This window comes from Streptococcus oralis, assembly GCF_001983955.1.
In the GTDB taxonomy this organism is placed as follows: domain Bacteria; phylum Bacillota; class Bacilli; order Lactobacillales; family Streptococcaceae; genus Streptococcus; species Streptococcus jiangnanensis.
The window spans coordinates 1,363,173-1,386,843 of sequence record NZ_CP019562.1; the positions used below are offsets into that span (position 1 = coordinate 1,363,173).

Below are 23,671 nucleotides of genomic sequence, written 5' to 3' on the forward strand. Positions count from 1 at the left end.
GTCCGATAAATTAGTACTATTATAACACATTTTACCGAGATTGATAAAAAGCTAACAAGCTATTCTCCATTCTCCAGTTCATCCATATCTTGCTCAAACTTTTTTTGAGCCCATTCGCCATAACTTTTAAGGCCGAGATTGCCGATAAAAACCCAAGGAAGGTAAATCAGATAAGTAAGGACCCAAGTAGACAAATATTTAACGTTCAGAGGATTGTGCTGATAAATTTCGATATTGAATTGATAATTCTCCAACATCAAGAGAGTCGTAATAGCGAGAGTTACCAGCAAACACCCTACAATCGTAAAATGAAAACGACTATAGTAGGTCACTCCAAGTTGTCGTGCACGATTGAAAAAGAAGAAAATTCCTAAAAGAAGGGTAACCAGAAGAATATTAGGATTAAAAAGAGCAGGTGCTAACACAGCCACCAAATAACTTAGGAGAATGAGCCCGATAAACACATTAAAAGACTCTGTCCCAGCTTTATTCATCAGTTGTTCTTCTCTTTCGTCTAGTAATTGATAATAAAAAAATCTATTTTTCATCTTCTTCCTCCCAAACTTGCTGATTTCTGCGATTCAAGTATAGGATAACTCTATCCATAGAAAAACTCCCAACGAGATAGATGATAACTGCTAGAACCACTTTTAGGGAGTACTTCCAAGTCAATAGATTGACCAGTTCCTCGCGATTGCCTACGATATCAATCAATAAAATCACTATAGAAAATCCCAAAGCAGATAAAATTCTTTCTTTTCCAGTATTCTCAACAATATCTCGAATATCAATCCCTACATACATGCGGCGAATAATGGCATACAAACCGACTCCAATCAATAAAAGTAATTCTGGTAAATAGGACAGAAGTGTTAAATTGAAGATATAAAGTTTTGCAAAAATTTCCAGTGCCAAAAATAGGCACATTCCCAAGAGAATTTCTCCTGAAATGTTTCCGTCCAATTTTTCCGTACGTTCATCTTTGATCACAAGTTTCTTTCTATTTTTCATCTTCTTCCTCCCAAAATAATTGATCTAAAGTTTTGCCTAAACATCTGCAAATGGACTGACAGAGTGAGAGACTAGGATTGTATTTCCCAGCTTCAATCAAGCCTATAGTCTGCCTAGTAACACCCACAGCCTCTGCCAAATCCCCTTGTGTTAAATCAAGCTCCACACGAGCTAATTTTAATTTTAAATTTTTAGCCACTAGAGTCCTCCTTCACATTTTTTAAAAGTTGCGCTTCTTTTAAAAACATTATACCATATATCTAACTTAATGCAATATATAAATGTCATTTTGTAAGATTTTATTAACAAAAAAACTCTCTACCATCTTACATGATAAAGAGTATTCGTTCTTTTTTGATACTTAGCTAAGTTCCTCTCCAAAAGAAAGAAGTCTAGGTCACAAATCCTTTTGGTAATAAAATCTTTGCCCTGTGTAGGGATAGTCTTGCAAGGTAAAGACTTCCTTGTAGCCATGGCTTATATAAAAATCTGGCGCTTGAAACTGGTAAGTATTGACAAAAGCAAAACGACAGTTTCGTTTCTTGGCTTCATTTTCTGCTCGCTGCAATAGTTTTGAACCAATTCCTTGTCCCCGTAATTCCTCTTTCACAAACAGATATTCGATTTCCAACCAATTTCCGAAAGTCTCAGCTACTAAGCCCGCCAAGAGATTGCCCTTTTCATCTTCGAGATAAAGATTCAGTGGCTTACTTTCAGCCTCTTCTCTTTTAGAACGATTATAAGCACGAATCAAATTCCCTATTTCTTGCGCTTTATGCGACTCCTTATTTTCCAATCTAACGTGCATCCAAACCTCCTTAGAACTGCTACAGCTTGATTATAATCCTATTTTAATAGACTGTCAAACTAGAAAAACTCACCAAACAGAGTTGATGAGTTCATGATTTATTTTCTAAATTTCCACTGACTATAAATCCCAAAAACAAGGATCCAGATAGCAGAACCAACTGCCCCCATGAAAGTAGACTCTTGCAAAAAGAGAGTCACAAAAACAAAGACAAAAAAGAGAATGGTTAGGGGATTAAGCAAGCGATACTGAGGCATGAGGTAGCCATCAGCCATGAAATCTTGTGACTTGCGGTATTTGAGATGGGCCACCATTATCAAGATATAAATCGCGATGTAAACGCCTGATGAGGATGCTGTGATCAAAGCAAAGGCATCTGAAACACCAGGTAGCACATTGATAAAGGCAGCCAGAGCAATCAAGATCGCTGAGGCGATGATGGCATTTTGTGGAACATTGTGGCGAGAAAGGGTATCGACCTTGATGGCCCTTAAGAAACGATTGGGCGAATCATGGGCAATCTGATATAAGTGTCTCCCTGTTGAGTAGAGAGTTGAGTTAAGAGCAGACGCTGCTGAGGTCAAGACAACAAAGTTGATTAGAGCCGCCGCCCACTTGATCCCTGCCAGTTCAAAAACCGTTACAAAAGGAGAATCTGAAGAATTAAGATAAGACCAAGGAATAATGGCCATAATCGCAATGAGAGCTCCCCCGTAGAAGAAGATAATTCTGAGAGGAATTTCCTTGACAGCTTTGGGCAAGACCTGACGAGGGTTCTTTGTTTCAGAAGTTGTCACCCCGATAAACTCAATCATCAGATAGGCAAAAAATACCATTTGAAAGGCCATGACAAAGTTCATAACTCCGTTTGGAAAAAGAGAGAATTGGTCACTGATATTTGCCAAACTTGCAACACCATGGGGTGTCTTAAAGCCTGTCAAAACCATAAAGACTCCTGTTGCAATCATGGCTAAAATCGCTACAATCTTGACCATAGCAAACCAAAACTCGACTTCGCCAAAGAGCTTAACTGCAATCAGATTGACCAAAGCCAAAATCGTTAAAAAGACAAGCTGAATCAGCCAGCTAGGCCAGGTGGGAAACCAGAAGCGGACATAGTCTGAGATGGCAGTGATTTCTGCCATACCGATAAAGACAACTGACAACCAATAAGACCAAACTGAGAAATATCCCCAGCCTTTCCCCAAATGACGTGTGATAAAGTTGATAAAGGTATGTTGTTCCGGATCCTGATACAGCATCTCTCCAACAGCCCTCATCATCAAAAACATAAAGGCTCCTGTGATCATATAAATCAGGATGATAGAAGGTCCTGTAAGGCTGATAGAGCGACCAGCACCTAGGAAAAGTCCTGTTCCGATTGTTCCCGCAATGGCCATCACCTGAACATGGCGATTGGTTAAACCACGCTCCATTTTATTTTTCTTCTTATTTTCACTCATATAGTCTCCTTTTTATCCAAAAAACCAAAAAGGAGTTGAGCAAGGCAAAACCTTCACTACTCCTTTTTCATCCTATTTAGGCTGTTTTCTCAACCTTTAAGATTTTGACATCATAGCTACCAACTGGTGTTTCAATCGTTGCAGTATCGCCAGTCTTCTTGCCAATTAGAGCACGGCCAATCGGACTTTCATTTGAGACTTTACCAGCAAAAGCATCTGCACCTGCAGAACCGACGATGATGTAGACCTCTTCTTCGTCTTCACCGACTTCTTGGATTGTTACTGTCTTACCGATTGCTACCTCATCTTGGGCAACCGCATCGCTATTAACAATTTCAGCATAGCGAATCTTTGTTTCTAGACTTGAAATTTGACCTTCAACAAAAGCTTGTTCATCTTTCGCTGCTTCATACTCACTATTTTCTGAAAGGTCTCCATAGGAACGAGCAATCTTGATACGCTCTACGACTTCAGGACGTCGAACGAGTTTCAACTCCTCTAATTCTTTTTCTAGTTTTTCCTTTTCTTCAAGGGTCATTGGGTAAGTTTTTTCTGCCATTTTTTTAACTTTCTTTTCTATTTACTTTTTTAAAACAAAATTATGTGGAAAACCACATAATTTTAGTTTGAACTACTTGCTTGAGGTAATTTGCTATTGATATGCTCTGCAACGTTTTGATCATGTTCTTCTTTTGTTGTTGCAAAGTATACTTTACCATCTTCAACATTTGCTACAAAGTACAAGTACTCACTCTTTGTCTGGTTTACACTTGCTTCAATCGCATCCGAACTTGGGCTATCAACCGGTCCAGGCATGAGGCCAAGGTGTGTGTAAACATTGTATGGTGAATCAATCGTTGTATCAATTCCAGCGTCATCTGCTAAACTAATCTTTTGACCAAGTTTTCCTTGAGCATATAGGATAGCGATATTACTTTGAAGTGGCATACCGACATTCAAGCGGTTATAGAAGACACCTGCGATTTTCTTGCGGTCTTCGGTCTTAGCACCTTCTTTTTCGACAAGAGAAGCAATGCTGAGCAATTCATTAACTGTCAGATTCTTTTCTTTGATCGTAGCGTAATATGGTGACATAGCCTTATCCATAGCAGCCACCATCTCATCAATCAAACTTTCAACAGTTGTATCGTCTTTGATCGTATAGGTTGCTGGGAAAAGGTAACCTTCAAGACGATAACGAACGCCACTGTCTTTTGTTGGAAGACTTCCAAGTAGGTTTGGATACTTAGCTACTAATTGTGAGATAAAGGTCTCATCTTGAACTTTTGCCAAGAAAGCATCCGCAGTAAGGGGTTCTTTAAATTCACCTTGAAGTTGTCCTACTGTTTGAGCGATTTGCTCTAATGTATAGCCTTCTGGAATTGTCAAGCTTGCAAGAACAGGTGCCTGAGCTTCAGGAGTCCCACCTTTTTGCAATTCTTGAATCAACTCATCCGTACTCATACTCTTCTTCAAGTTGTAATAACCTGACTTCAAGTTAGCATGGCTATAGTATTTAGCATAAAGACTAAAGATAAGTCCATGTTTAACCAAACCAGATTTTTCCAAGGTGCTTCCAATTTCTTGAACATTTGCACCGTCTGGAATTTGAACCGTTACGTAATCCTTAGAGCTCGCATCAACAGGTTTCAAGGAATCTTGAACATAACCATAACCAAAGTAACCGCCAACTGCAACGAGTACTAGGAGAACTAGAACTGTTACTAGGCAACCTTTGGCTTTTGATTTTTTCTTAGTTGATGTTGCACCTTGACGACGACTACGACGTGGAGCATCAGCTAATCCACTGCTAGATTCTGTAGAAACAGGCTCTACTCTTTCAGGCATTCCTGGGGTGATTTCCTCTTTCTTGTCTTCTGTTTTATAGGTTACGGCTACCTTAGTCGGAGTATCGTTAAATTCTTTTTCTTCGGGTTTAAGCTCAACTGGTTCTACCTTAGGTTGAACAGGTTCCACTACAGGTTCTTCAGCCAGATGAATCGGCTCTACTAGAGGTTCTTCAGATTCTACAACTTCAATTTTATCAATGATTGGCTGTCTAATCTCTTTCTCTTCTTGGTCATCCGCTTCATCAGTTCTAGCACTTGAAAGTGGAGGAACACTTGGTGCATTTTTTAGAATTTTATCGACAACAGATAGGGAATCAGCCATCAACTCTTCTGTTGATGTTTCTGGTTCAAGATCTGAAGGAGTTGCTGAACTAGCTGGAGATGATGAAACCGTCAGATTTGGAATCTCTACTTCTTTCTCTCTTCTATCTTGTTCTTTTACTCTTTCTAAATCACGTAGAATCTGCTCTTTAAAGCTTAATTTTTCTTCTTCTCTTGATTTTTCAGTCAAAAGCATTACCTCCTTGTTGACAATCCATAATATTATATCTTAAAAGTCGTAGAAAAGCAACCAACTAGGGCATTCCCTAGCTAGTTTTATTGATTTTCAGGCTGCCAGACCATATCATACCATGTTTCCCCAGCAAAGTTTGACTGGGATATTCCTTCATTAACAAAGCCGTGCTTTTCGTAATAGGAGATAAGGTAATCATGACATGTCAGATTAATGCCCTCTCGCTCATGTTCTAAAGCGACTTCTTTCAAAGCCCTTAATAGTCTTTTCCCCACTCCCAAAGCTTGTGCTTCCTTGGCAATAGATAGGCAAGTCACAGAAATATAACCTCCAGGTTGATGGCTATAGTCTTTTATTTTTTCTGTAAAGGACTGATCTTGGAGATGGCGGTGCGGGACGACTGGACCTTCGATATAACCAAGAATATGCCCCTCTTTTTCAGCTACCAGAAAACTGGTCTGAATTTCCTGCAAATGCGCCTCAAAGACCGAACGAGGAATGGCCTCCTCAAGGGAAAAATTCTCTAGCTCTATCTCTATAATCCGATCCAAATCCGAAAATCTTGCTTGTCTGATTTTCATATTTCCTCCTGATAAAAGGGATTAGCCCAAGTCAGATACCATTCAGAACCACTGCCATAATGACTTTCTGTCATTTCTTCTTCAACAAAGCCATTCATTTCAAAATATGATAGCAACTCATCAGGACTTTGCAAAAGAATACCTTGGTAATCTAGTTCGACTGTCACCTGTTTCAAGGCTGCAAGAAGAAGAGTTCCCAACCCCTGTCCCCAATGGTCAGGATGAATGGTCAATGATTTTAATTCTATCCACTTGGGATGAAGATACTGAGCTTCTCCTAAAACATAGCCTAGGAGCTGATTTTCATCCCCAGCTACAAGAAAGGTACCCGCAGTCTTGCGGATACTCTCTTCTAAGGATTGGCGGCTAAATGCCTCTTCTGATGTAGGATTGGCTTCTTCAATCGCCAACATTTCTTCTAAATCTGATAGGATAGCTTGCCTTATTGTGATTGGAATTTCCATCTATTTTCCTTATTGGACGTTGCTTGTCAAGTTAGACAAGAGACGTTCAAATGAATATTCATAGGTTTGGATGTCTCCTGCACCCATAAAGACGTAAACAGCATTGTCATGGTCTAGGAGTGGTGAAACATTTTCAACAGTGATAACCTGGTGTTTCTTGTTGATCTTATTGGCTAAGTCTTCTACTTTGACATCACCATGGTCCACTTCACGAGCTGATCCATAGATTTGCGCTAGGTAGACGGCGTCTGCTTGATTCAATGCATGGGCAAATTCGTCCAACAAGGCAATGGTTCTTGTAAAGGTATGCGGTTGGAAGATTGCCACGATTTCCTTGCTTGGGTATTTCTGACGAGCTGCATCCAAGGTTGCAATGATTTCTGTTGGATGGTGGGCAAAGTCATCAATGATCACTGTATCATTGACAATTTTTTCAGTGAAACGACGCTTAACACCTGCAAAAGTTTTCAAGTGTTCACGGACCAAGTTCAAATCAAAGCCAGCTGTGTAAAGAAGACCAATAACAGCTGTCGCATTCATGATATTGTGACGACCAAAGGTTGGAATGTGGAATTGACCCAATTCTTGACCACGGAAATGAACTGTAAAGGTCGAACCAGTTGTTGAACGAAGGAGGTCACTAGCTACAAAGTCATTGCCTTCAGCTTCAAACCCATAGTAATAGATTGGCGCATTGGCTGTGATCTTACGCAACTCAGCATCCTCACCGTATACAAACAAACCTTTGGTAATTTGTTTGGCATAGTCGTTAAAGGCATTGAAAACATCCTCTAGACTTGTAAAGTAGTCTGGATGGTCAAAGTCAATGTTGGTGATGATAGAGTATTCTGGGTGGTAAGGCATGAAGTGACGCTCATATTCGTCTGATTCAAAGACAAAATATTTGGCATTGGCTGAACCACGACCTGTCCCATCACCAATCAAGAAGCTGGTGTCTGTGATGTGAGACAAGACGTGTGACAGCATACCTGTCGTTGAAGTTTTTCCATGTGCTCCTGCCACTCCCATGCTGACAAAGTCGCGCATAAAGCTACCGAGGAATTCGTGATAACGTTTATAGCTGATGCCATTTTGGTTCGCATAGGCGATTTCAACGTTGTTATCTGGACGGAAGGCGTTTCCCGCGATAATCTCCACATCACCTTGTAGGTTCTTTTCATCAAAAGGAAGAATGGCAATCCCTGCCTGCTCTAGTCCACGTTGAGTAAAGTAGTATTTTTCAACGTCTGAACCTTGAACCTTGTGTCCCATTTGGTGCAACATCAAGGCTAGGGCACTCATCCCTGATCCCTTGATTCCAATAAAATGATATGTTTTTGACATGCTTTTCTCCCCTACTCAGTAATTCTTGTCAGATTCAACTCTTGGGCAACCTGACGTTCCTGTTCCGTTTGCTTATTCTTTTTATTATAGATTTGACTCTTCTTTAGAAAATCATAGTTGTTCTTGTTAGCTTTTCCCGTTTGGACTTTCGGAGTTGGGTTCGCCATTTGGCCAACCTCCTCAGCTAAGATATAGTGAGACTGGCTCAAGTTTTTACTAAATTTGGCAAGCTCACCTGGATTTTCCTTTTGAAATGGTGCTGTTGGTTGGTTTCCTTGACGAACAAGTGTTGAACCATTGTGTCGTCTAGTATGACTAACATCCTGAGTCAAATACTTGGCTGAACGTTTCTTCTTCAAGTCCGCACGCGCCTCTTCTCGAGCCAATTCAGCATACGTTTTTTCAACTTTTTTAGGTTCTGGGCTTGGCTTCGACTCCTTATTAACCACTGGAGAAACTACGGTTTCTTCCTCATTGATAGGAGACCATTCTAAATAGTTCTTATCACGGTAATCACCTTTGATATTGCTAATAAAGTCTGACTCATCGTACAAGTCCATGACTGGCATTTTGGTCAGCATGATCTCATCATCTGACACCAATGGAAATCGATCTTGTTTCATTTTGTATTTCCTTTCAACACTTCATTATAGCGTATTGTCTTGATTTTTCAAGTGCTGGCTTCAGAAATTCCCAAAATTTCACGAATTTCTGCCAGACTGAGACTGGCACGCGACTCCGTACCATCTAAAACTTGGGAAACCAAATGTTTCTTTTGTTCTTGAAGTTCTTGGATTTTTTCTTCAATGGTTCCCTTGGTAATCAAACGATAGACCTCGACCATCTGCTCCTGCCCCATGCGGTGGGCTCGTCCGATAGCCTGGGCTTCGACAGCGGGATTCCACCAGAGGTCAACCAAAATAACCGTATCAGCTCCCGTTAGATTAAGACCGACACCTCCTGCCTTCAGAGAGATGAGAAAGGCGTCTCTTTCTCCCTGATTAAAGGCCTTGGTCATCTCCTGTCTGTCTTGAGCAGGAGTTGAACCTGTGATTTTAAAGGAAGTCAAGCCCAAGTCTGGGAGTTCTTTCTCGATTTTTTCCAACATTCCTTTGAACTGGGAGAAAATCAAGACCCGATGCCCACCATCAGCCACTTGTAGCAATAAATCTCGGAGACTATCCAATTTACCACTAGCTCCTTGGTAATCGTTCATGAAGAGGGCTGGCGTATCGCAGATCTGGCGCAATCGCATGAGACCAGATAAGATTTCCACCCGACTTCTCTGGAATTCTTGATCTGTCACTTGGGCTAGACGGTCTCGCATCTGTTGCAACTGGGCGAGATAGATGGCCTTCTGCTGGTCTTCCAGTTCATTTTTATAGACAACTTCGATCAGATCAGGTAGTTCTGTTAGGACTTCTTCTTTCTTACGCCTCATGACGAAGGGCTTGATAAACTGCGCTACTCGGTCAGCCGGTAATTTCATAAACTCCTTTTTACTTGGTAAGAGCCCTGGAAGCACAATTTGGAAGATAGACCACAACTCTCCTAAATGATTTTCGATGGGCGTACCTGACAAAGCAAAGACTGCCGGCACCACAAACTGGCGCAAACTCTGAGCAATCTTAGTCTGAGCATTTTTCATGACCTGGGCCTCATCTAAAAAGAGAAAATCAAAGGACTTCTCTTGATAGAGCTCGCTATCTTGACGAAAGCTCGCATAGCTAGTCACATAGATTTGATGATTTTCGGAAAGAATCACTTCTCGATTCGCTTTCAAACCATGAACAACAGCTAAATCCAATTGTGGTGCGAATTTCCTGAATTCATCTGCCCAGTTGTAGATCAAACCTGACGGCGCCAAAATCAAGACACGACTATCCTCTGTTACCTGACTTGTCAAAAAAGCAATGGTTTGCAGCGTTTTTCCCAACCCCATATCATCTGCCAAGATGCCTCCAAAGCCATAGTGATGAAGCATCTGGAGCCAACGGACTCCCTTTTCCTGATAGTCTCTCAAGCTCGCCTGCACCCGTATATCTCCCAAAGGAAAGTCCTCTGGATGGGTCAAATCATGAGCTAAATGCTGAAATTCCTCTGAGAAGGAAATCCTGTCTCGACCTTCAAAAAGCTGAGAAAGGCTATAAGCTAGAGATTTTCGAGCTTGAAAAGAACCATCTTTTAGCTCAACTCCCAGTTCCTGCAAATTTTGACGAATCTGCTTGGTTTCCTCATCAAAAAAGTACACTTGGTCAGAAGAACTGATATAGAAATCCTGATTGCTGGTCAGGGCTTTAAGAGCTTGATCAATCTCTTCTTGGGCAATCCCTTGGAAATCAAACTGAATCTCCAACAGTCCTCCCTTGGACTCAATCTGAACCTGAGGAGCTTGGACGCTGTAGAGCTGATTCATCTCATCAGACAAGAAAACCTGACCCAACTTCTCAAAAGCTGGAATCGTATGGTGAAAGAAAGAATAAACTGCCTCTGGCTTCAAAGCCTGTCTCCAAGACTGAAAATCAGCCTCAAAACCAGCCCCTAAACAGACTTGAAATAGCTGATTTTCCAAGACAGCATCGCTTGAAAATGGTAATTGTTCCAGCTGTTGCTGACTAGTCACCTTAAGATCTCCATAATCAAACTCGATATCCAAACGAATGCGACCGTCATCCTCCCTATCAAAGTAAAAGATTGGTGAAAAGGGTCTGATTTGCAAGCGCTCAGGAGCAGAAACTGTGCCCAGCTGTCCAAACAAAGGCAGACAGGCAGCCAGACGGTCACGATCACTGTTGTCAAACTGGAGGCATTTTCTCCCTCTTTCCTCCTGAGGAAGCTCCTTGATTTCCTTTAGGAGGCTGATTTGTTTAGGATTTAAGAGATAAAGATTCCCCTTACGAAAGAGAACCGCTCCCCCATAGAATACGTTGATTCGCTCACTTTCAGAAATCTCCATCTCAAAATAATCGGGATACTCCTGCACTGAAAAAGAGAAAAGTTCTGCATCGGGATCTAAATCATGAAAGAGAAGATTTTCATAACTAGTAATCTGGTGTTCGAAATGAAAATCTTCCAAGTTCATCAATAACCCCACTCCCTGCTCAAAAAAGGTCAGAGGGAAAAAGAGGTGACGACCTTGATTGGGGAAAAAGAGCTCTTGACTCAGTCCCTCCTCAATCAAGCCACATAAAAAAGTAAGAACATCTTGACTAGCTGTATCAAAAGACTCCCAAGACAAGTCATTTTCATAGTATTTCCCAATCATGTATGGCTTTCGATGGACTAAGACCTTCAAAAAGAGAGGGATGTCACGAATGACATAATATTTTTGACTATCAACTAAACCGATTCGGAGTGTCCAAAGGAGGCGATTGGTCCCAGCTTCCACCTGACCTTGAGCCGACAAAGTGTAGATTTTCTCTCTCTTCTGAGGTTGGATACGCTCCAAAAAACTACCGCCAAAACTAACCTTGGTTTCGACCTCTTCTTGCTCTTCATGTCCTTTTTCTAAGGCTTGTAAAATCACCTGGCCTTCTTCATCATTCTTCAGATAATGCTCGAGCGCTGCTAGGTGAACACAGTAACCTCTTTTTTGGAAAAAATCGCAAGCACAAAAAACCAAATCATCCTCTAAACTGTAGCGTAAGTCTTCTCCCGCGACACGTGTATAGAGGCGATTCCCTTTTTCCTTGATAATCTCAATGTTGCCTGTTTCATAGAGAGTAACACCCTCCATGCGCAACTTTCCCGGAATCAATTTAGCCATAGTTACCCCTTTATCTTATCTTTTCATTATACCACATTTTCCCCTACGAAAATAGCCTTCCAGGAAGACTTTTCTCCTAGAAGGCTCGATTTTTAAAGTGTAGCAAAAGTGGTCACGATACGTTGGCAAACTTCTTCTAGTACTGACTTCGGCATAGCTACATTGAGGCGGGCATGAAGAGTTCCCTCCTCCCCAAAGTCCAAACCTCGGTTCAAGATAACCTTGACTTCATTCTTCAAAAGCTCTTGCAAGCGGTCATCCGTTAGGTCATAGGCTGAAAAATCAAGCCAGATCAAGTAGGTACCTTGTGGTTTCATGACCTTAATCTTGGTTTCGTTGCCCAAAACATCCACTACATAGTTAATGTGGTCCTCGATGACTTCTTTTAACTCTCCTAACCAGTCCTTACCATAACGGTAGGCAGCTTCTGTCGCCAAATACCCCAAGCCTGAGATTTCATGTTGGTTATTGGCCAACTGGCATTTTTGGAAAGCAACACGAAGCTTTGGATTTTCAATAACTGCATAGGAATTCTTGGTCCCAGCAATATTAAAGGTCTTAGTGGCACTGCTCAAGATAAGGGCGAAGTCTTTAAAAGCAGGATCAATGGTATTAAAAGACTGGTGTTTGTGACCAAAGAGTGCCAAATCTTGGTGAATCTCATCTGAAACCAACAAAACACCATGTTTTTGGCAGAGATGCCCAATCTTTTCTAACACTTCCTTTTCCCAAACACGTCCACCAGGATTGTGGGGATTGCAAAGGATATAAAGCTTCACATACTCTTCCACCAATTCCTTCTCTAACTGGTCAAAGTCAATCTCAAACAGCCCGTCCTTTTCCACCAAAGAATTAGTAATCAATCTGCGATTGTTCAGTTTGACACTGCGGGCAAAAGGTGGATAGACCGGTGTGTTAATCAGAACAGCCTCTCCTTCTTTTGTAAAGGCTTGAATAGCTGTTGAGATGGCCGGTACCACTCCCTCGATAAAGACGAGGGCATCCTTGTCAAAGTGATACCCGTGTTGATTGGCTTCCCAGTCCTGAACCGACTCAATCAAAGCATCACTTGCATAAGTATAGCCATAGACCAACTGATCTGCGTAGGCTTGTACAGCTTGTCGAACCTCAGGCAAAACCACAAAGTCCATATCTGCTATCCAGGCTGGTAGAACTTCGCGATCAGCTTCCGCTTCTTTCCATTTATAGGTATGGTGCCCAAAACGATTGGGCAGGCTTGTAAAATCATATTTTCCCATATCTATCTTATCCTTCCAAAGCTTGGCGCAAGTCCGCAATCAAATCTCTAGCATCTTCAATCCCAATTGACAAGCGCAGGAGGTCATCTGTTAAGCCATAGGAATGACGCACTTCTGCCGGAATATCCGCATGAGTCTGAGTTGTCGGATAGGTGATCAGACTCTCTACCCCACCCAAACTTTCCGCAAATGAGAAGACCTTGAGGCTATTTAAAATATGAGGAATACGTTTTTCATCCACTACTTTAAAGGAAATCATACCCCCACGCCCAGTATAGAGCACTTCCTTGACAGCAGGTGAATCCTTCAAAAAAGCAACCACTTCTTGGGCATTGGCTGTAGAACGCTCCATACGAAGAGGCAGGGTTTTGAGACCACGAATCAACTGATAACTATCAAATGGTGACAAGACCGCACCTGTCGTATTGAGATTATAGAAAAGTTGTTCATATAGTTCTAAACTATTAGTCACAACCACCCCAGCTAAGACATCATTGTGCCCTGCTAAATACTTGGTGGCAGAATGAAGAACGATATCCGCACCATCTTCAATCGGACGTTGGTAAATCGGACTGTAGAAGGTATTGTCCACCACTACCTTGGCACCCTTGGCATGAGCTAGTTTGGCTAGTTTGGCAATATCAAATTCCAACATCAAGGGATTGGTTGGTGTTTCAATATAAAGAACATCCACATCTTTCTCTAACTCTGCGATAAGCTCTTCTTCTGTATTGGCATAGGTAAAATGGAAACGGCCTTCTTGCTCCACTTGGTTGAACCAACGGAAAGAACCCCCATACAGATCACGCACAGCCAAGACTTTACTTCCAACTGGAAAAACACTAAAGGCCAGTACAATCGCAGCCATTCCTGAGCTTGTCGCTAGGGCATAGTCTGCTGACTCAATAGCCGCCAAGACCTCCTCCGCCTTACTGCGAGTTGGGTTTTTAGTCCGAGTATAGTCAAATCCCGTAGACTGACCGAACTCCGGATGCTGATAAGTGGTTGAAAAATGAAGCGGTGTTACCAAGGCACCTGTGGCCTCATCTGACTTGATCCCAGCCTGAGCCAAAATTGTGTTGATGTGTAGTTTTTTGCTCATACAATACCTCCAAATCTATAGTAACTATTGTACCACTTATTTTTACTAACTCATTTTCTTGTTTTCAAGAGCTAGTTATAGTTTCAAACTATATAAAAACGATAGTTCCTTGAGAAACTATCGTTTTTCCTGTTGAATAGACTGGTTATTTAACGTGTTTTGCCAGTTCTTCTTGGGCTTTTTTATTTGATTCTTCTTTTTCTTTTAGCCATTTTTCTTTCGCTTTTTCATACTCATCAGCCGTTACAGTCTTATCTTGTAACTTGAGATACTTGTATGATTCGACACCCTTATTTCCAGCTTGTGAGAATGGTGATGAGAATGGAACTGTCTTTCTCAAGGTCGGTGTTCCACCCTGAGAAACGTTTGGAATTGCAAGGGCGCTATCAACGAGCCAAGCTTGAACTTCAGCATATTTTTCATAACGTTTTGCTGGTTCTTGCTCCTTGTTCGCTTCTTCTAACATTTGAGTGTAAGTATCCAGACCAACCGCCTTAGCCTTGTCATTGACCTCACCTGGTTCTAGACCAATGTTTTGCAACATACCACCGTTATTGACATTTAAGATATCAAGATAGCTTGATGGATCCAAGTAGTCAGCACTCCAACCGCCATTATAGATATCAAAGTCTTTTTGAGCTGCAGTTTGAGCTAGGTAGCTAGAGTTGTCAAAATCATCTGTTGATAGCTGTTGGATATCGATAACCACATTCTCAGCTCCTAGAACAGATTCGATGGATTGTTTCAAAGAACTTGCTTCAAGTACACCTTTTTTAGCTGATTGGTCAACTGTTACATCCAAGTGGATTGGGAATTGCACACCCTTAGCTTCCAATTCTTTCTTAGCTTCTGCAAATTTAGCTTTAGCCTTGTCAGGATTGTAGTATGGATCTTGCGCATCTGCAAAGTTGATTCCTTGCCATTCTTGGCCATAGTTGACCATCTTTTCTGAAACAACATCACCAAAGTCTTTTCCGTTGATACTTACAAATGTTGGAGGTACAACCAAGTTACGAATAATCTTTGTTGCTCCGTCCTCCCCTTGAGATTGTGCTCCATAGGCTGTACGGTTATAAGCATAGTTGAAGGCTTGACGGAAGTTTTTATTCAGAACTGCTTCTTGGGTTGATTTCTTTTCAATATCTGAGGATTTAGACGTGAAGTTATAAGATTTTCTGTCCAAGTTGAAGTTCAAGTAATAAGAAGTTGCGTTTTGCATACTATAGATGATGTTATCCTTGTTCTTCTCTTTAATGCCTTCAAAGCTTGAGCTATTTGGATAGAGACGCGCGTAGCTGTATACTCCTTCTACGAAGTTACGAGCTAGGGCATCTTGGTCACTACCATCATAGTAAGTCAATTTCACATCGTCCACAAAGACATTTTTAGCATCCCAGTAATTTGGATTTTTCTTGTATTCGATAACAGATTTTGAAACAAAAGATTTCATCAAGAAAGGTCCACTATACAAAATACTAGAAGGATCTACCTTACCAAAATCATCCCCTTTTGATTTTAGGAAGTCTGCATTGACAGGGAAGAGAATGGTTGAAGTTGTTTTAGAATTCCAATAAGGTTCTGGACGTGTCAAAGTATACTGAACTGTTTGGTCGTCAATCGCCTTAACACCGACAGTTGAAAAGTCAGTTGTTTTCCCGTTGATATAGTCATCCAAACCTGCTACAGAGTCTTGAACCAAGTACAAGGCTTCGGATTTTTTATCAGCAGCATATTTCAAACCTGTCACAAAGTCTTGGGCCGTTACAGGGGCATATTCTTCACCCTCATAAGTATACCATTTTGCATCCTTACGCAATTTGTAAGTATAGGTCAAACCGTCCTGAGAAACAGTCCAATCCTCTGCCAATGATGGAACATAGTTACCGTATTGGTCATTTTCCATCAACCCATCCACCAAATTGGTCACGATGTCGGTAGTTGTTGCACGGTTTTCTGCAAGATAGTTCAAACTAGATGGATCGCTCGAATAAACATAGTTATATGTTTTAGAAGCGCTACTTGAATTTCCACATGCGCTCAGTAAGATACCTGCGCTTAACACGACACTTGCAAGTGTCAGATACTTGGCCTTAGACTTTTTCATTTCCAGAACCTCCTGTTTTAAATATTTGTCTTATTATACAGTTTTGGTTTTATTTAGTCAAGCTTTTTTTGAAGAAAAAGTCAAAAAACATATTTTTTTGCTACTAATTTTAGAAAAAGTTCTACTTTTTTAATATTTTGAACAATAAAACAACCTTTCTTTAATAGAAAGGTTGTAATTATAACTTTTATTTATAAATCATTTACGATATTTTCAATCGTGTCCGTAGTCGGTCTGCTTGATCTTTGCCAATTATCTTGTCCAAGAGTCGTGTCCGTAGGCTCATCAAACCATACAGACCTCCTCCAAACCCTCCGATGAGAGCCACATAAAGGAAACTCCAGAAGCGTCCACTTGGTTGGAAGATAAAACCGATTATCCACTGCAAAAAGCCAACTAGGATAAACATGACAAGGGTCAAGATGGTAATCAAAATAGTCCGTTTCAAGATTATCTTTCGACGAGCACCCGTTACCTGGCAGATGTCTCGGTACATCAAGACATTCGGAATGATCAAGCCGATAGTCGTTGAAATCAAAGGACCGTAGCTGTGGAAAATAGCAATGGTTGGCAATTGCAAGATGATCTTAGCAATGGAACCATAGATAAAGTAAAGAACTGCCTTGCGGTTGTGGAACATAGCCTGAAGCATAGGAGACAAGACCATATATAAGCCTAGGATAGTAGACTGCAAAACCGCAAAGATAAATAATCCCATAGCCAGACTATCTGGCTTACCATAAAAGACTGTGTAGAGCGGTTCTCCTACCATGACAACTCCAACCGTTGCTGGTAGCAAGAATAAGAGGAGCATGGTCATACTATCTTGAACTAGGCGAGCTGCTGCCTGCAAGTCACCTTTTACATAGTTCTCCGTCAAAAGTGGCAAGCCAACACTACCAATGGAAACTCCTACAGAGATTAAAATCATGGTAATTTTATTCGGATTGGCAGAGAAATAAGAAAACATAACAACCAAGTCTTCATTGCTGTAGTTGGTAAACCAAGTCATGCTTCTGATAAAAGTCATCTGGTCCAAGATTTGGAAAAGCTGGATGGCTGATCCTGTCAGGATAAAGGGAATGGCTTCCTTGATGGTATCGACTAAGAGTCGCTTACTATTGATTTTATCCCGTGTATCAAATACTCTTTTGAGCAAACCTTCTTGGGCAAGAAAGTAGATTAGGACTACAAAACTAGCCACCATCCCCACAAAAGCCGCAAAGGTCGACTGGGTAACTGCTGATAAGTAGTCACCAGACCCCATCTTCATAATGAAGAAAGTCGCTAGCAACATCCAGATGACACGAATCACCTGCTCAGCGATTTGGCTCATAGCATAAGGCTTGAGGTTATTCATCCCTTGGAAGAATCCTCGGATGACGCTCATGGACGGGAAAATCAAGACCGCCCATGCCAAACTCTGCATGATAGGTATCAAATCTTTCCCAACACCTGATAAATCTGCTAACCAAGGAGAAAAGAGATACAAGACCAAGGCAAAGGCAAGTCCCAATACAGTCATAAAGCCTAAGAAGCTTCGAATCAGGGCAAAACTATGCTCTTCCTCATGCATGGTATTGTATTTAGCGACCTGCTTAGCGACTGCAACAGGAATACCCGCAGTCGAAATCAACAAGAACCAAGCATAGATATTGTAACCCATGGTAAAGAGACCATTAGCCTTAGCAGCATATGTTCCCATCCAAATATACCAAGGGATAATGTAAATAGCCCCGAGCAAGCGACTGATAAAGTTACTAGCTGTAAGCCAGGCAGTCCCACGTAACATCTGGGCCTGCTGATGATTATTTTCGTTAGACATAACTTCCTCATTCATTTTTAATAACTAGGAAATGTTCCTTATCTTCCATTATAAACTTTTCCTTGTTACTTGTAAAATTCAGACTTTCGGTTTACAATAGAAAGTATGATAAAGATTGAAACCGTATTAGATATTTTAAAGAAAGACAATCTCTTCCGTGAGATTATCGACCAAAGACATTACCACTATAACTTTAATGATGTAACTTTTGGTAGCATCTGCTACGATAGCCGAAAAGCACAAGAAAATAGTCTCTTTTTTGTAAAAGGAGCTGCTTTTAAGAAGGAATTTCTTCTTTCGGCAATCTCACAAGGACTCGGTTGGTATGTAGCCGAGCAGGACTACGAAGTAGGCATTCCTGTTATTGTCGTTAGCGATATCAAGAAAGCCATGAGTTTGATTGCCATGGAGTTCTATGGTAATCCACAAAAGAAACTCAAAATTCTCGCTTTCACAGGGACCAAAGGTAAGACAACAGCAGCTTACTTTGCATACAACATCCTATCTCAACGCTACCCAACCGCCCTCTTGTCAACTATGAACACAACTCTAGATGGCAGAACCTTCTTTAAATCTTCCTTCTCAACACCTGAAAATATCGATCTTTTCGACATGATGGCTCAGGCTGTTAAAAATGGTAGAACCCATCTCGTAATGGAGGTTTCTAGTCAAGCCTATCTAGTTCACCGAGTCTATGGTCTGACCTTTGATGTAGGAGTCTTTCTTAACATCACTCCTGACCATATCGGTCCGATTGAGCATCCGACTTTTGAAGATTACTTCTACCATAAACGTCTCTTGATGGAAAATAGCCGAGCAGTTGTCATTAATAGCGACATGGACCACTTTTCTGTCTTGAAAGAACAAGTAGAAGATCAAGAACATGACTTCTACGGTAGCCAATCTGATAACCAAATAGAAAATTCCAAAGCCTTTAGCTTCTCAGCTACTGGTAAATTAGCTGGCGATTATGATATTCAGTTGATTGGATATTTCAACCAAGAAAATGCCGTGGCTGCCGGACTTGCCTGCCTTCGTTTAGGTGCTAGTCTTGAAGACATTAAAAAAGGGATTGCTGCAACACGCGTTCCTGGCCGCATGGAAGTTCTCACTCAGAAAAATGGTGCTAAGGTCTTCGTCGACTACGCCCACAATGGCGACAGTCTGAAAAAACTCATCAATGTAGTTGAAACTCATCAAACTGGAAAAATCGCTCTGGTTCTCGGTTCGACTGGAAACAAGGGGGAGAGTCGTCGCAAAGACTTTGGACTCCTTCTCAATCAACATCCTGAGATTCAAGTCTTTCTCACCGCTGATGACCCCAACTATGAAGATCCTATGGCGATTGCAGATGAGATCAGTAGCTATATCAGCCATCCTATTGAAAAGATTGCCGATCGTGAAGAAGCCATCAAGGCGGCGATGGCCGTCACAAATCAAGAACTCGATGCCGTGATTATTGCGGGTAAGGGTGCTGATTGCTACCAAATCGTCAATGGAGTGAAAGAATCCTACCCTGGTGACGCTGCTGTCGCAGAACGTTACCTATAAAATCAAAAAATCAAGGGAAGTTTTCCCTTGATTTTTTAGTCTTCTTTCTTAAATGAGTTTTTAAGACCTTCAACGGCACCTTCTACAGCACCTTTAGCATCTTCGACAACTTCTTTTGCTTTGGCAACTGTTTTTTCTACAGCACCTTCTGCTTCTGTTTTGCTATCGCCAGTAACTTTACCAAATCCTTCTTTGATAGCACCAGTTGCTTGTTCCAATTTATTTTCAAGTGACATAGCTCTGTCTCCTTTTTGTTTTAATACGATAATGGTTATCGCTTACATTTAGTTTATGCTTATTCTTTGGTAAAGTCAAACAATCTGCTCAAAAGCAAACAATTAAGACAAATAGAAAAACAAGCGTTCCTTGTCAAAATCAACAGCCAACTCATACTTTCCTTCTTCGTTTTGAACAATATAACCCAAGACGACTAAACTCTCAACGAAAATATCACGCCGTTTCTGCATGAGCTGGTCCTTTTTGAGGAACTTGAGCAAAAACGTCGTCATATACTTGAGAGCATACTCAGGATTGACATCTCCCAAAATGGCATAGAGTTCCTGCTGTTTTTCTGTCAAAGGATAATGATTCTTGACCTTGTAGAAATAATTAGACAGGGTCATTTTTGTCCGCGCAAAATCCGTATATTCGACTAAAATGGCTGCATTGGTTTGATTGCGCAATTCTGTCTCAAAAGTCTTCTCTAGCAAGGCTTGATAGACTGGATTGTCCTCTCTGATAAAAATTTCTTGGTCAAGGGCTAAATCATCCGTAGATTCTAAAAAAGGGAGATTGAGAAAATAGCGTTTGTTTTCCCTTCGGATCAAGCCTGCCTTAATATACTCTTCCATCAGTTTATCAACTGCCGAATCTGGAAACTTAGCCTTGATTTCTCGGAGGATTACATCATCATGCTGGTCCAGATAGTTCACCAAATCTATAAAAAATGGCTGTCGCGTCAAACGTGATGGATTAAAAATCTGAATCATGAAGATTCCTTTCTTTACATTCTAAAAGAGGAGATGCTGCCAACTGACTGGGATTGGTCCCTGGTTGGTTCAGAGGCACAGGAAGTTCGAGTTTCCTGTAGTATTCTCTCCAAAAATCACTGATCTCCTGCTCCCCATCCCCAAATTTCATCGGAATGGTCTCAAAAATAGGTAGGATTTCTGCGATGTACTGGGAGCAATAAAAGCCAGAACCATCTGGATAAAAAGAGGCATTATAGGGTGCACCCAAATGTTTGCTAGCTCTCTCCTTTACCAAGTCAGCTTCCAGCTCTGGATAGACATAAAGATCGTAAAGATGAGTTGGTTCAAAAAATTCAGCCGGTTCTTGACAAATGACACCAGCTTTCCCACTAGCATGGTAGATGAAACCGTCCAAAAAGATAGCTACATGACTATAGTTTCCAGTAGAAGCCTGGATAGCCTGCCCCATATCTGAAAGGTCCTTCACAAAAATCAAATCGCCATTTTCTAACATCTTTCTCTCCTAGAAAAAAAGGAGCCGAAACCCCTTTAGCTATAAGGAAAACATCGTTTTCTCGTGTCAATTATCTCACAGACTATTACCCATTAAAGCTTTCTGTCAACTGAGGCACCACTTGTTTCTTACGTGAAACGGCACCTGGAAGGAAAGCGTGGTTGTTTTCAAGTTTGAAGTTAAAGGCTGCTTCCACCTTGTCCATGTTTGATCCAAGAGCCAAAATTTCTGAGTTTGAGTTGACAATGTCTGTAATCATCAAGACAAAGTCAGAGTATCCGTTTGCTGTATTGGCAGTTTGCATTGCAGCTTCAATTTCTGCTTGACGTTCCAAGACTTCAGCAATATCAACTGTGTTTACTTGGGCAACACGGACCTTATTTCCGTTGAGTTCAAAAGTCTTAGCATCGATGTCAATCAATTCTTCAGCAGATTTACTAGCCAAGTTTGTACCAGCTTTCAGCATAGCCAAACCGTACTCTTCCAAGTTGACACCAGCCAATTCAGCCAATTCAGGAGCAATGACTTTATCAGATGGGTGAGTTGTTGGTGATTTCAAAAGGAGGGTATCTGAAATCAAACCTGAAAGCATCAAACCTGCGATTTCTTTAGGAACAGCTACACCATGTTCTTTGAACATGCGGTAAACGATAGAAGACGCTGATCCAACTGGTTCCAAACGCATGTAAAGTGGACTTGCAGTTTCAAAATTAGCCACACGGTGGTGGTCCACAACACCGTAAACTTCTACTTCAGCGATATCTGATACAGATTGTTGGAATTCATTGTGGTCAGTCAAGATGACTTGCTCTGCACCTTCTGCTTTAGCAGATGTGATGACGCGTGGTGCTTCTACACCAAAATAGTTCAAAACGAAAGCTGTTTCTTCATTAGGAGTTCCAAGTGCTACTGCTTCTGTGTCTAATCCATAAGCCTCTTTTGCAAGATAGGCAAAGGCTACAGATGACCCGATGGCATCTGAGTCTGGATTTTGGTGACCAAATACTAGAATCTTAGACATGATAATACCTCTTTAAATTTATTCATCTTATTGTAGCACTTTTTTCCTCTTTTGACAAAAGTAAGAGGAGCCAAAAGACTCCTCCTTAGACATCAATATGGTTGACTAGATTTTTCTCTTGATTTTCAGATAAAAATCGTTCTTTCTGAGGACGTTTCTTTCGTTTGAGGAGAGCCTCGGCAGACATGGCTTCTTCCTTACTGGCAAAACCCTCTACATAGATGAGTTTGACTGGCAAGCGAGCTCGGGTATACTTGGCTCCCTTACCACTATTATGAACGGCAAGGCGCCTCTTCACATCCGTTGTATAGCCCGTATAGTAAGAACCGTCGCGACACTCCACCACATACATATAGGCCTTATGATCCATAGTAAATCTCTTGAATTTCTGGTGTATAAGAACCATCATCATTGTGAACGATGAGTGGTGGCAAGACCTTAAAGCCACTGGTCGATCCATCCTTGATAGCTTCGATTAAGAGCATATTAGCCTCCTTCTCACGTTTAGGATAGACAAATTGCAGGCGCTTGGGTGCCAAATTATGGCGTTGAAGCATGTCTAAGATATCCAAGAGCCGATCTGGACGATGAACCATGGCCAAACGGCCATTAGACTTGAGAATACTCTGAGCACTACGGCAAATTTCTTTTAGGTTAGTCGTAATTTCGTGTCTGGCCAGAAGGTAATGTTCACTCTCGTTCAGATTGGAATGCGGATCCACCTTAAAATAAGGCGGATTGCACAAAATCATATCCACCTTACTTCCCTGAATGTGGGCAGGCATATTTTTCAAATCATCACAGATGACCTGCATCTGCTCTTCCAAGCCATTCAACTGAACCGAACGCTCTGCCATATCCGCCAAGCGCTCCTGAATCTCTACAGATATTATCCGCGCCTGAGTACGTGAACTAGCAAAAAGTCCCACTGCACCATTTCCAGCACAAAAGTCCACAATTAAACCCCGTTTAGGGAAGCGAGGAAAGCGTGATAAAAGAACACTATCCACCGAATAGCTAAACACCTCTCTATTTTGAATGATCTTGATATCTGTCGAAAAGAGCTGATTGATTCGCTCTCCTGATTTTAATAATTGTTCTTCTTTCATATTTTCATTATAACAAATTATGTTAATATTACAAATGATTTAGATAATCGTATTTATGGCTTCTTCTTTAAATGCTCTAATGCCTCACGCGTCCAAACAGGCATCATTCGTCCAAGTGGTTCAAAACCGTGCTTGATCCGATCATTTGAAAAACGTCTCCGTCTTGGCAATTGATGTTTTTCCTCTTCCAAGGTACGGATAGAAAGACTGGCCTTCCCAGTGTATTCGTCAAAATCCACCACCTGAACTTGAACTTCATCGCCAATTTTTAAAATGTCATAGATATTTTCAATAAATCCCGTCCGAATCTCCGAGATGTGAATCAGCCCTGTCACCCCTGTCTCTAACTCGACAAAGGCACCATAGGGCTGAATTCCTGTAATACGCCCGTTTAGCTTATCACCAATTTTCATT

At 41.2% G+C, this 23,671-nt stretch carries 24 protein-coding genes; 1 reads left to right on the forward strand and 23 read right to left on the reverse strand.

Features of this window, described 5'->3' with window-relative positions; translation table 11 throughout:
- Positions 1-59: 59 nt before the first annotated feature.
- The 16 genes from BWR56_RS06595 to BWR56_RS06670 all read right to left on the reverse strand — a co-directional run bounded on the left by BWR56_RS06595 (position 60) and on the right by BWR56_RS06670 (position 18,091).
- A complete protein-coding gene (locus tag BWR56_RS06595; protein ID WP_076984686.1) occupies positions 60-548 on the reverse strand; it encodes a DUF6773 family protein in 489 nt (162 codons plus the stop codon).
- A complete protein-coding gene (locus BWR56_RS06600) occupies positions 538-1,011 on the reverse strand; it encodes a DUF6773 family protein (RefSeq protein WP_076984687.1) in 474 nt (157 codons plus the stop codon). Before BWR56_RS06600 ends, BWR56_RS06595 begins: the two co-directional genes overlap by 11 nt.
- Positions 1,001-1,210 carry a helix-turn-helix transcriptional regulator gene (locus tag BWR56_RS06605; RefSeq protein WP_001107495.1) on the reverse strand — a complete coding sequence of 70 codons (210 nt, stop codon included), beginning with the start codon at positions 1,208-1,210 and terminating at the stop codon, positions 1,001-1,003. Before BWR56_RS06605 ends, BWR56_RS06600 begins: the two co-directional genes overlap by 11 nt.
- A 198-nt stretch (positions 1,211-1,408) precedes the next feature.
- Positions 1,409-1,819 carry a GNAT family N-acetyltransferase gene (locus BWR56_RS06610; RefSeq protein WP_076984688.1) on the reverse strand — a complete coding sequence of 137 codons (411 nt, stop codon included), beginning with the start codon at positions 1,817-1,819 and terminating at the stop codon, positions 1,409-1,411.
- 98 nt (positions 1,820-1,917) lie between these two features.
- The gene (locus BWR56_RS06615) at positions 1,918-3,282 is read right to left on the reverse strand and encodes an amino acid permease (RefSeq protein WP_049489886.1); all 1,365 of its coding nucleotides are present in this window, start codon (positions 3,280-3,282) and stop codon (positions 1,918-1,920) included.
- Positions 3,283-3,358: 76 nt separating this feature from the next.
- Positions 3,359-3,841, reverse strand: a complete 483-nt coding sequence (gene greA, locus BWR56_RS06620) for a transcription elongation factor GreA (RefSeq protein WP_000818765.1) — start codon at positions 3,839-3,841, stop codon at positions 3,359-3,361.
- A gap of 62 nt (positions 3,842-3,903) precedes the next feature.
- Positions 3,904-5,649, reverse strand: coding sequence for an endolytic transglycosylase MltG (gene mltG / locus BWR56_RS06625; RefSeq protein ID WP_076984689.1), 1,746 nt, complete (start codon positions 5,647-5,649; stop codon positions 3,904-3,906).
- 80 nt (positions 5,650-5,729) lie between these two features.
- Positions 5,730-6,227, reverse strand: a complete 498-nt coding sequence (locus BWR56_RS06630; RefSeq protein WP_076984690.1) for a GNAT family N-acetyltransferase — start codon at positions 6,225-6,227, stop codon at positions 5,730-5,732.
- A complete protein-coding gene (locus BWR56_RS06635; protein ID WP_076984691.1) occupies positions 6,224-6,691 on the reverse strand; it encodes a GNAT family N-acetyltransferase in 468 nt (155 codons plus the stop codon). Before BWR56_RS06635 ends, BWR56_RS06630 begins: the two co-directional genes overlap by 4 nt.
- A 9-nt stretch (positions 6,692-6,700) precedes the next feature.
- Positions 6,701-8,035: a UDP-N-acetylmuramate--L-alanine ligase gene (gene murC, locus BWR56_RS06640; protein ID WP_007521343.1), complete on the reverse strand. Its 1,335-nt coding sequence runs from the start codon at positions 8,033-8,035 to the stop codon at positions 6,701-6,703.
- Between the two features lie 11 nt (positions 8,036-8,046).
- The gene (locus tag BWR56_RS06645; protein WP_007521341.1) at positions 8,047-8,658 is read right to left on the reverse strand and encodes a hypothetical protein; all 612 of its coding nucleotides are present in this window, start codon (positions 8,656-8,658) and stop codon (positions 8,047-8,049) included.
- Between the two features lie 47 nt (positions 8,659-8,705).
- Positions 8,706-11,801, reverse strand: a complete 3,096-nt coding sequence (locus BWR56_RS06650) for a DEAD/DEAH box helicase (RefSeq protein WP_076984692.1) — start codon at positions 11,799-11,801, stop codon at positions 8,706-8,708.
- A 92-nt stretch (positions 11,802-11,893) separates the two neighbouring features.
- A complete protein-coding gene (locus BWR56_RS06655; RefSeq protein WP_076984693.1) occupies positions 11,894-13,060 on the reverse strand; it encodes a MalY/PatB family protein in 1,167 nt (388 codons plus the stop codon).
- A 7-nt stretch (positions 13,061-13,067) separates the two neighbouring features.
- Positions 13,068-14,162, reverse strand: coding sequence for a cystathionine gamma-synthase (locus BWR56_RS06660; RefSeq protein ID WP_076984694.1), 1,095 nt, complete (start codon positions 14,160-14,162; stop codon positions 13,068-13,070).
- A 145-nt stretch (positions 14,163-14,307) separates the two neighbouring features.
- On the reverse strand, positions 14,308-16,266 hold the full coding sequence (locus BWR56_RS06665) for a peptide ABC transporter substrate-binding protein (RefSeq protein WP_076984695.1): 1,959 nt from the start codon (positions 16,264-16,266) through the stop codon (positions 14,308-14,310).
- Between the two features lie 202 nt (positions 16,267-16,468).
- Positions 16,469-18,091 (reverse strand): putative polysaccharide biosynthesis protein, encoded by a 1,623-nt coding sequence (locus BWR56_RS06670; RefSeq protein WP_076984898.1) that lies wholly within the window; start codon positions 18,089-18,091, stop codon positions 16,469-16,471.
- Between the two features lie 105 nt (positions 18,092-18,196).
- Here BWR56_RS06670 and BWR56_RS06675 point away from each other — a divergent pair, with 105 nt between their 5' ends.
- The gene (locus BWR56_RS06675) at positions 18,197-19,642 is read left to right on the forward strand and encodes a UDP-N-acetylmuramoyl-L-alanyl-D-glutamate--L-lysine ligase (protein WP_076984696.1); all 1,446 of its coding nucleotides are present in this window, start codon (positions 18,197-18,199) and stop codon (positions 19,640-19,642) included.
- A gap of 35 nt (positions 19,643-19,677) precedes the next feature.
- On the opposite strand, the gene BWR56_RS06680 is transcribed toward BWR56_RS06675, so the two are convergent.
- The 7 genes from BWR56_RS06680 to BWR56_RS06710 all read right to left on the reverse strand — a co-directional run bounded on the left by BWR56_RS06680 (position 19,678) and on the right by BWR56_RS06710 (position 23,670).
- Positions 19,678-19,878: a CsbD family protein gene (locus BWR56_RS06680; RefSeq protein ID WP_000051185.1), complete on the reverse strand. Its 201-nt coding sequence runs from the start codon at positions 19,876-19,878 to the stop codon at positions 19,678-19,680.
- 102 nt (positions 19,879-19,980) lie between these two features.
- Entirely contained in the window at positions 19,981-20,631 is a 651-nt protein-coding gene (locus BWR56_RS06685) for a DUF1803 domain-containing protein (RefSeq protein ID WP_076984697.1), read from the reverse strand.
- Positions 20,615-21,127: a YiiX/YebB-like N1pC/P60 family cysteine hydrolase gene (locus BWR56_RS06690; RefSeq protein WP_076984698.1), complete on the reverse strand. Its 513-nt coding sequence runs from the start codon at positions 21,125-21,127 to the stop codon at positions 20,615-20,617. Before BWR56_RS06690 ends, BWR56_RS06685 begins: the two co-directional genes overlap by 17 nt.
- Positions 21,128-21,212: 85 nt before the next feature.
- Positions 21,213-22,148, reverse strand: a complete 936-nt coding sequence (locus BWR56_RS06695) for a manganese-dependent inorganic pyrophosphatase (RefSeq protein WP_044020472.1) — start codon at positions 22,146-22,148, stop codon at positions 21,213-21,215.
- 85 nt (positions 22,149-22,233) lie between these two features.
- Positions 22,234-22,518, reverse strand: coding sequence for a GIY-YIG nuclease family protein (locus tag BWR56_RS06700; RefSeq protein WP_000349631.1), 285 nt, complete (start codon positions 22,516-22,518; stop codon positions 22,234-22,236).
- The gene (locus BWR56_RS06705; RefSeq protein ID WP_076984699.1) at positions 22,508-23,257 is read right to left on the reverse strand and encodes a tRNA1(Val) (adenine(37)-N6)-methyltransferase; all 750 of its coding nucleotides are present in this window, start codon (positions 23,255-23,257) and stop codon (positions 22,508-22,510) included. The genes BWR56_RS06700 and BWR56_RS06705 overlap by 11 nt, the downstream gene beginning before the upstream one ends.
- Before the next feature lie 53 nt (positions 23,258-23,310).
- A complete protein-coding gene (locus BWR56_RS06710) occupies positions 23,311-23,670 on the reverse strand; it encodes a S1 RNA-binding domain-containing protein (protein ID WP_076984700.1) in 360 nt (119 codons plus the stop codon).
- Between the last annotated feature and the right edge of the window lies 1 nt (position 23,671).

Bases quoted from the DNA above. Each gene is read 5' to 3' on its own strand.
- BWR56_RS06595 (WP_076984686.1), bottom strand. From the start codon at position 548: ATGAAAAATAGATTTTTTTATTATCAATTACTAGACGAAAGAGAAGAA.
- BWR56_RS06600 (WP_076984687.1), bottom strand. From the start codon at position 1,011: ATGAAAAATAGAAAGAAACTTGTGATCAAAGATGAACGTACGGAAAAA.
- BWR56_RS06610 (WP_076984688.1), bottom strand. From the start codon at position 1,819: ATGCACGTTAGATTGGAAAATAAGGAGTCGCATAAAGCGCAAGAAATA.
- BWR56_RS06615 (WP_049489886.1), bottom strand. From the start codon at position 3,282: ATGAGTGAAAATAAGAAGAAAAATAAAATGGAGCGTGGTTTAACCAAT.
- greA (WP_000818765.1), bottom strand. From the start codon at position 3,841: ATGGCAGAAAAAACTTACCCAATGACCCTTGAAGAAAAGGAAAAACTA.
- mltG (WP_076984689.1), bottom strand. From the start codon at position 5,649: ATGCTTTTGACTGAAAAATCAAGAGAAGAAGAAAAATTAAGCTTTAAA.
- BWR56_RS06630 (WP_076984690.1), bottom strand. From the start codon at position 6,227: ATGAAAATCAGACAAGCAAGATTTTCGGATTTGGATCGGATTATAGAG.
- BWR56_RS06635 (WP_076984691.1), bottom strand. From the start codon at position 6,691: ATGGAAATTCCAATCACAATAAGGCAAGCTATCCTATCAGATTTAGAA.
- murC (WP_007521343.1), bottom strand. From the start codon at position 8,035: ATGTCAAAAACATATCATTTTATTGGAATCAAGGGATCAGGGATGAGT.
- BWR56_RS06645 (WP_007521341.1), bottom strand. From the start codon at position 8,658: ATGAAACAAGATCGATTTCCATTGGTGTCAGATGATGAGATCATGCTG.
- BWR56_RS06650 (WP_076984692.1), bottom strand. From the start codon at position 11,801: ATGGCTAAATTGATTCCGGGAAAGTTGCGCATGGAGGGTGTTACTCTC.
- BWR56_RS06655 (WP_076984693.1), bottom strand. From the start codon at position 13,060: ATGGGAAAATATGATTTTACAAGCCTGCCCAATCGTTTTGGGCACCAT.
- BWR56_RS06660 (WP_076984694.1), bottom strand. From the start codon at position 14,162: ATGAGCAAAAAACTACACATCAACACAATTTTGGCTCAGGCTGGGATC.
- BWR56_RS06665 (WP_076984695.1), bottom strand. From the start codon at position 16,266: ATGAAAAAGTCTAAGGCCAAGTATCTGACACTTGCAAGTGTCGTGTTA.
- BWR56_RS06670 (WP_076984898.1), bottom strand. From the start codon at position 18,091: ATGTCTAACGAAAATAATCATCAGCAGGCCCAGATGTTACGTGGGACT.
- BWR56_RS06675 (WP_076984696.1), top strand. From the start codon at position 18,197: ATGATAAAGATTGAAACCGTATTAGATATTTTAAAGAAAGACAATCTC.
- BWR56_RS06680 (WP_000051185.1), bottom strand. From the start codon at position 19,878: ATGTCACTTGAAAATAAATTGGAACAAGCAACTGGTGCTATCAAAGAA.
- BWR56_RS06685 (WP_076984697.1), bottom strand. From the start codon at position 20,631: ATGATTCAGATTTTTAATCCATCACGTTTGACGCGACAGCCATTTTTT.
- BWR56_RS06690 (WP_076984698.1), bottom strand. From the start codon at position 21,127: ATGTTAGAAAATGGCGATTTGATTTTTGTGAAGGACCTTTCAGATATG.
- BWR56_RS06695 (WP_044020472.1), bottom strand. From the start codon at position 22,148: ATGTCTAAGATTCTAGTATTTGGTCACCAAAATCCAGACTCAGATGCC.
- BWR56_RS06700 (WP_000349631.1), bottom strand. From the start codon at position 22,518: ATGGATCATAAGGCCTATATGTATGTGGTGGAGTGTCGCGACGGTTCT.
- BWR56_RS06705 (WP_076984699.1), bottom strand. From the start codon at position 23,257: ATGAAAGAAGAACAATTATTAAAATCAGGAGAGCGAATCAATCAGCTC.
- BWR56_RS06710 (WP_076984700.1), bottom strand. From the start codon at position 23,670: ATGAAAATTGGTGATAAGCTAAACGGGCGTATTACAGGAATTCAGCCC.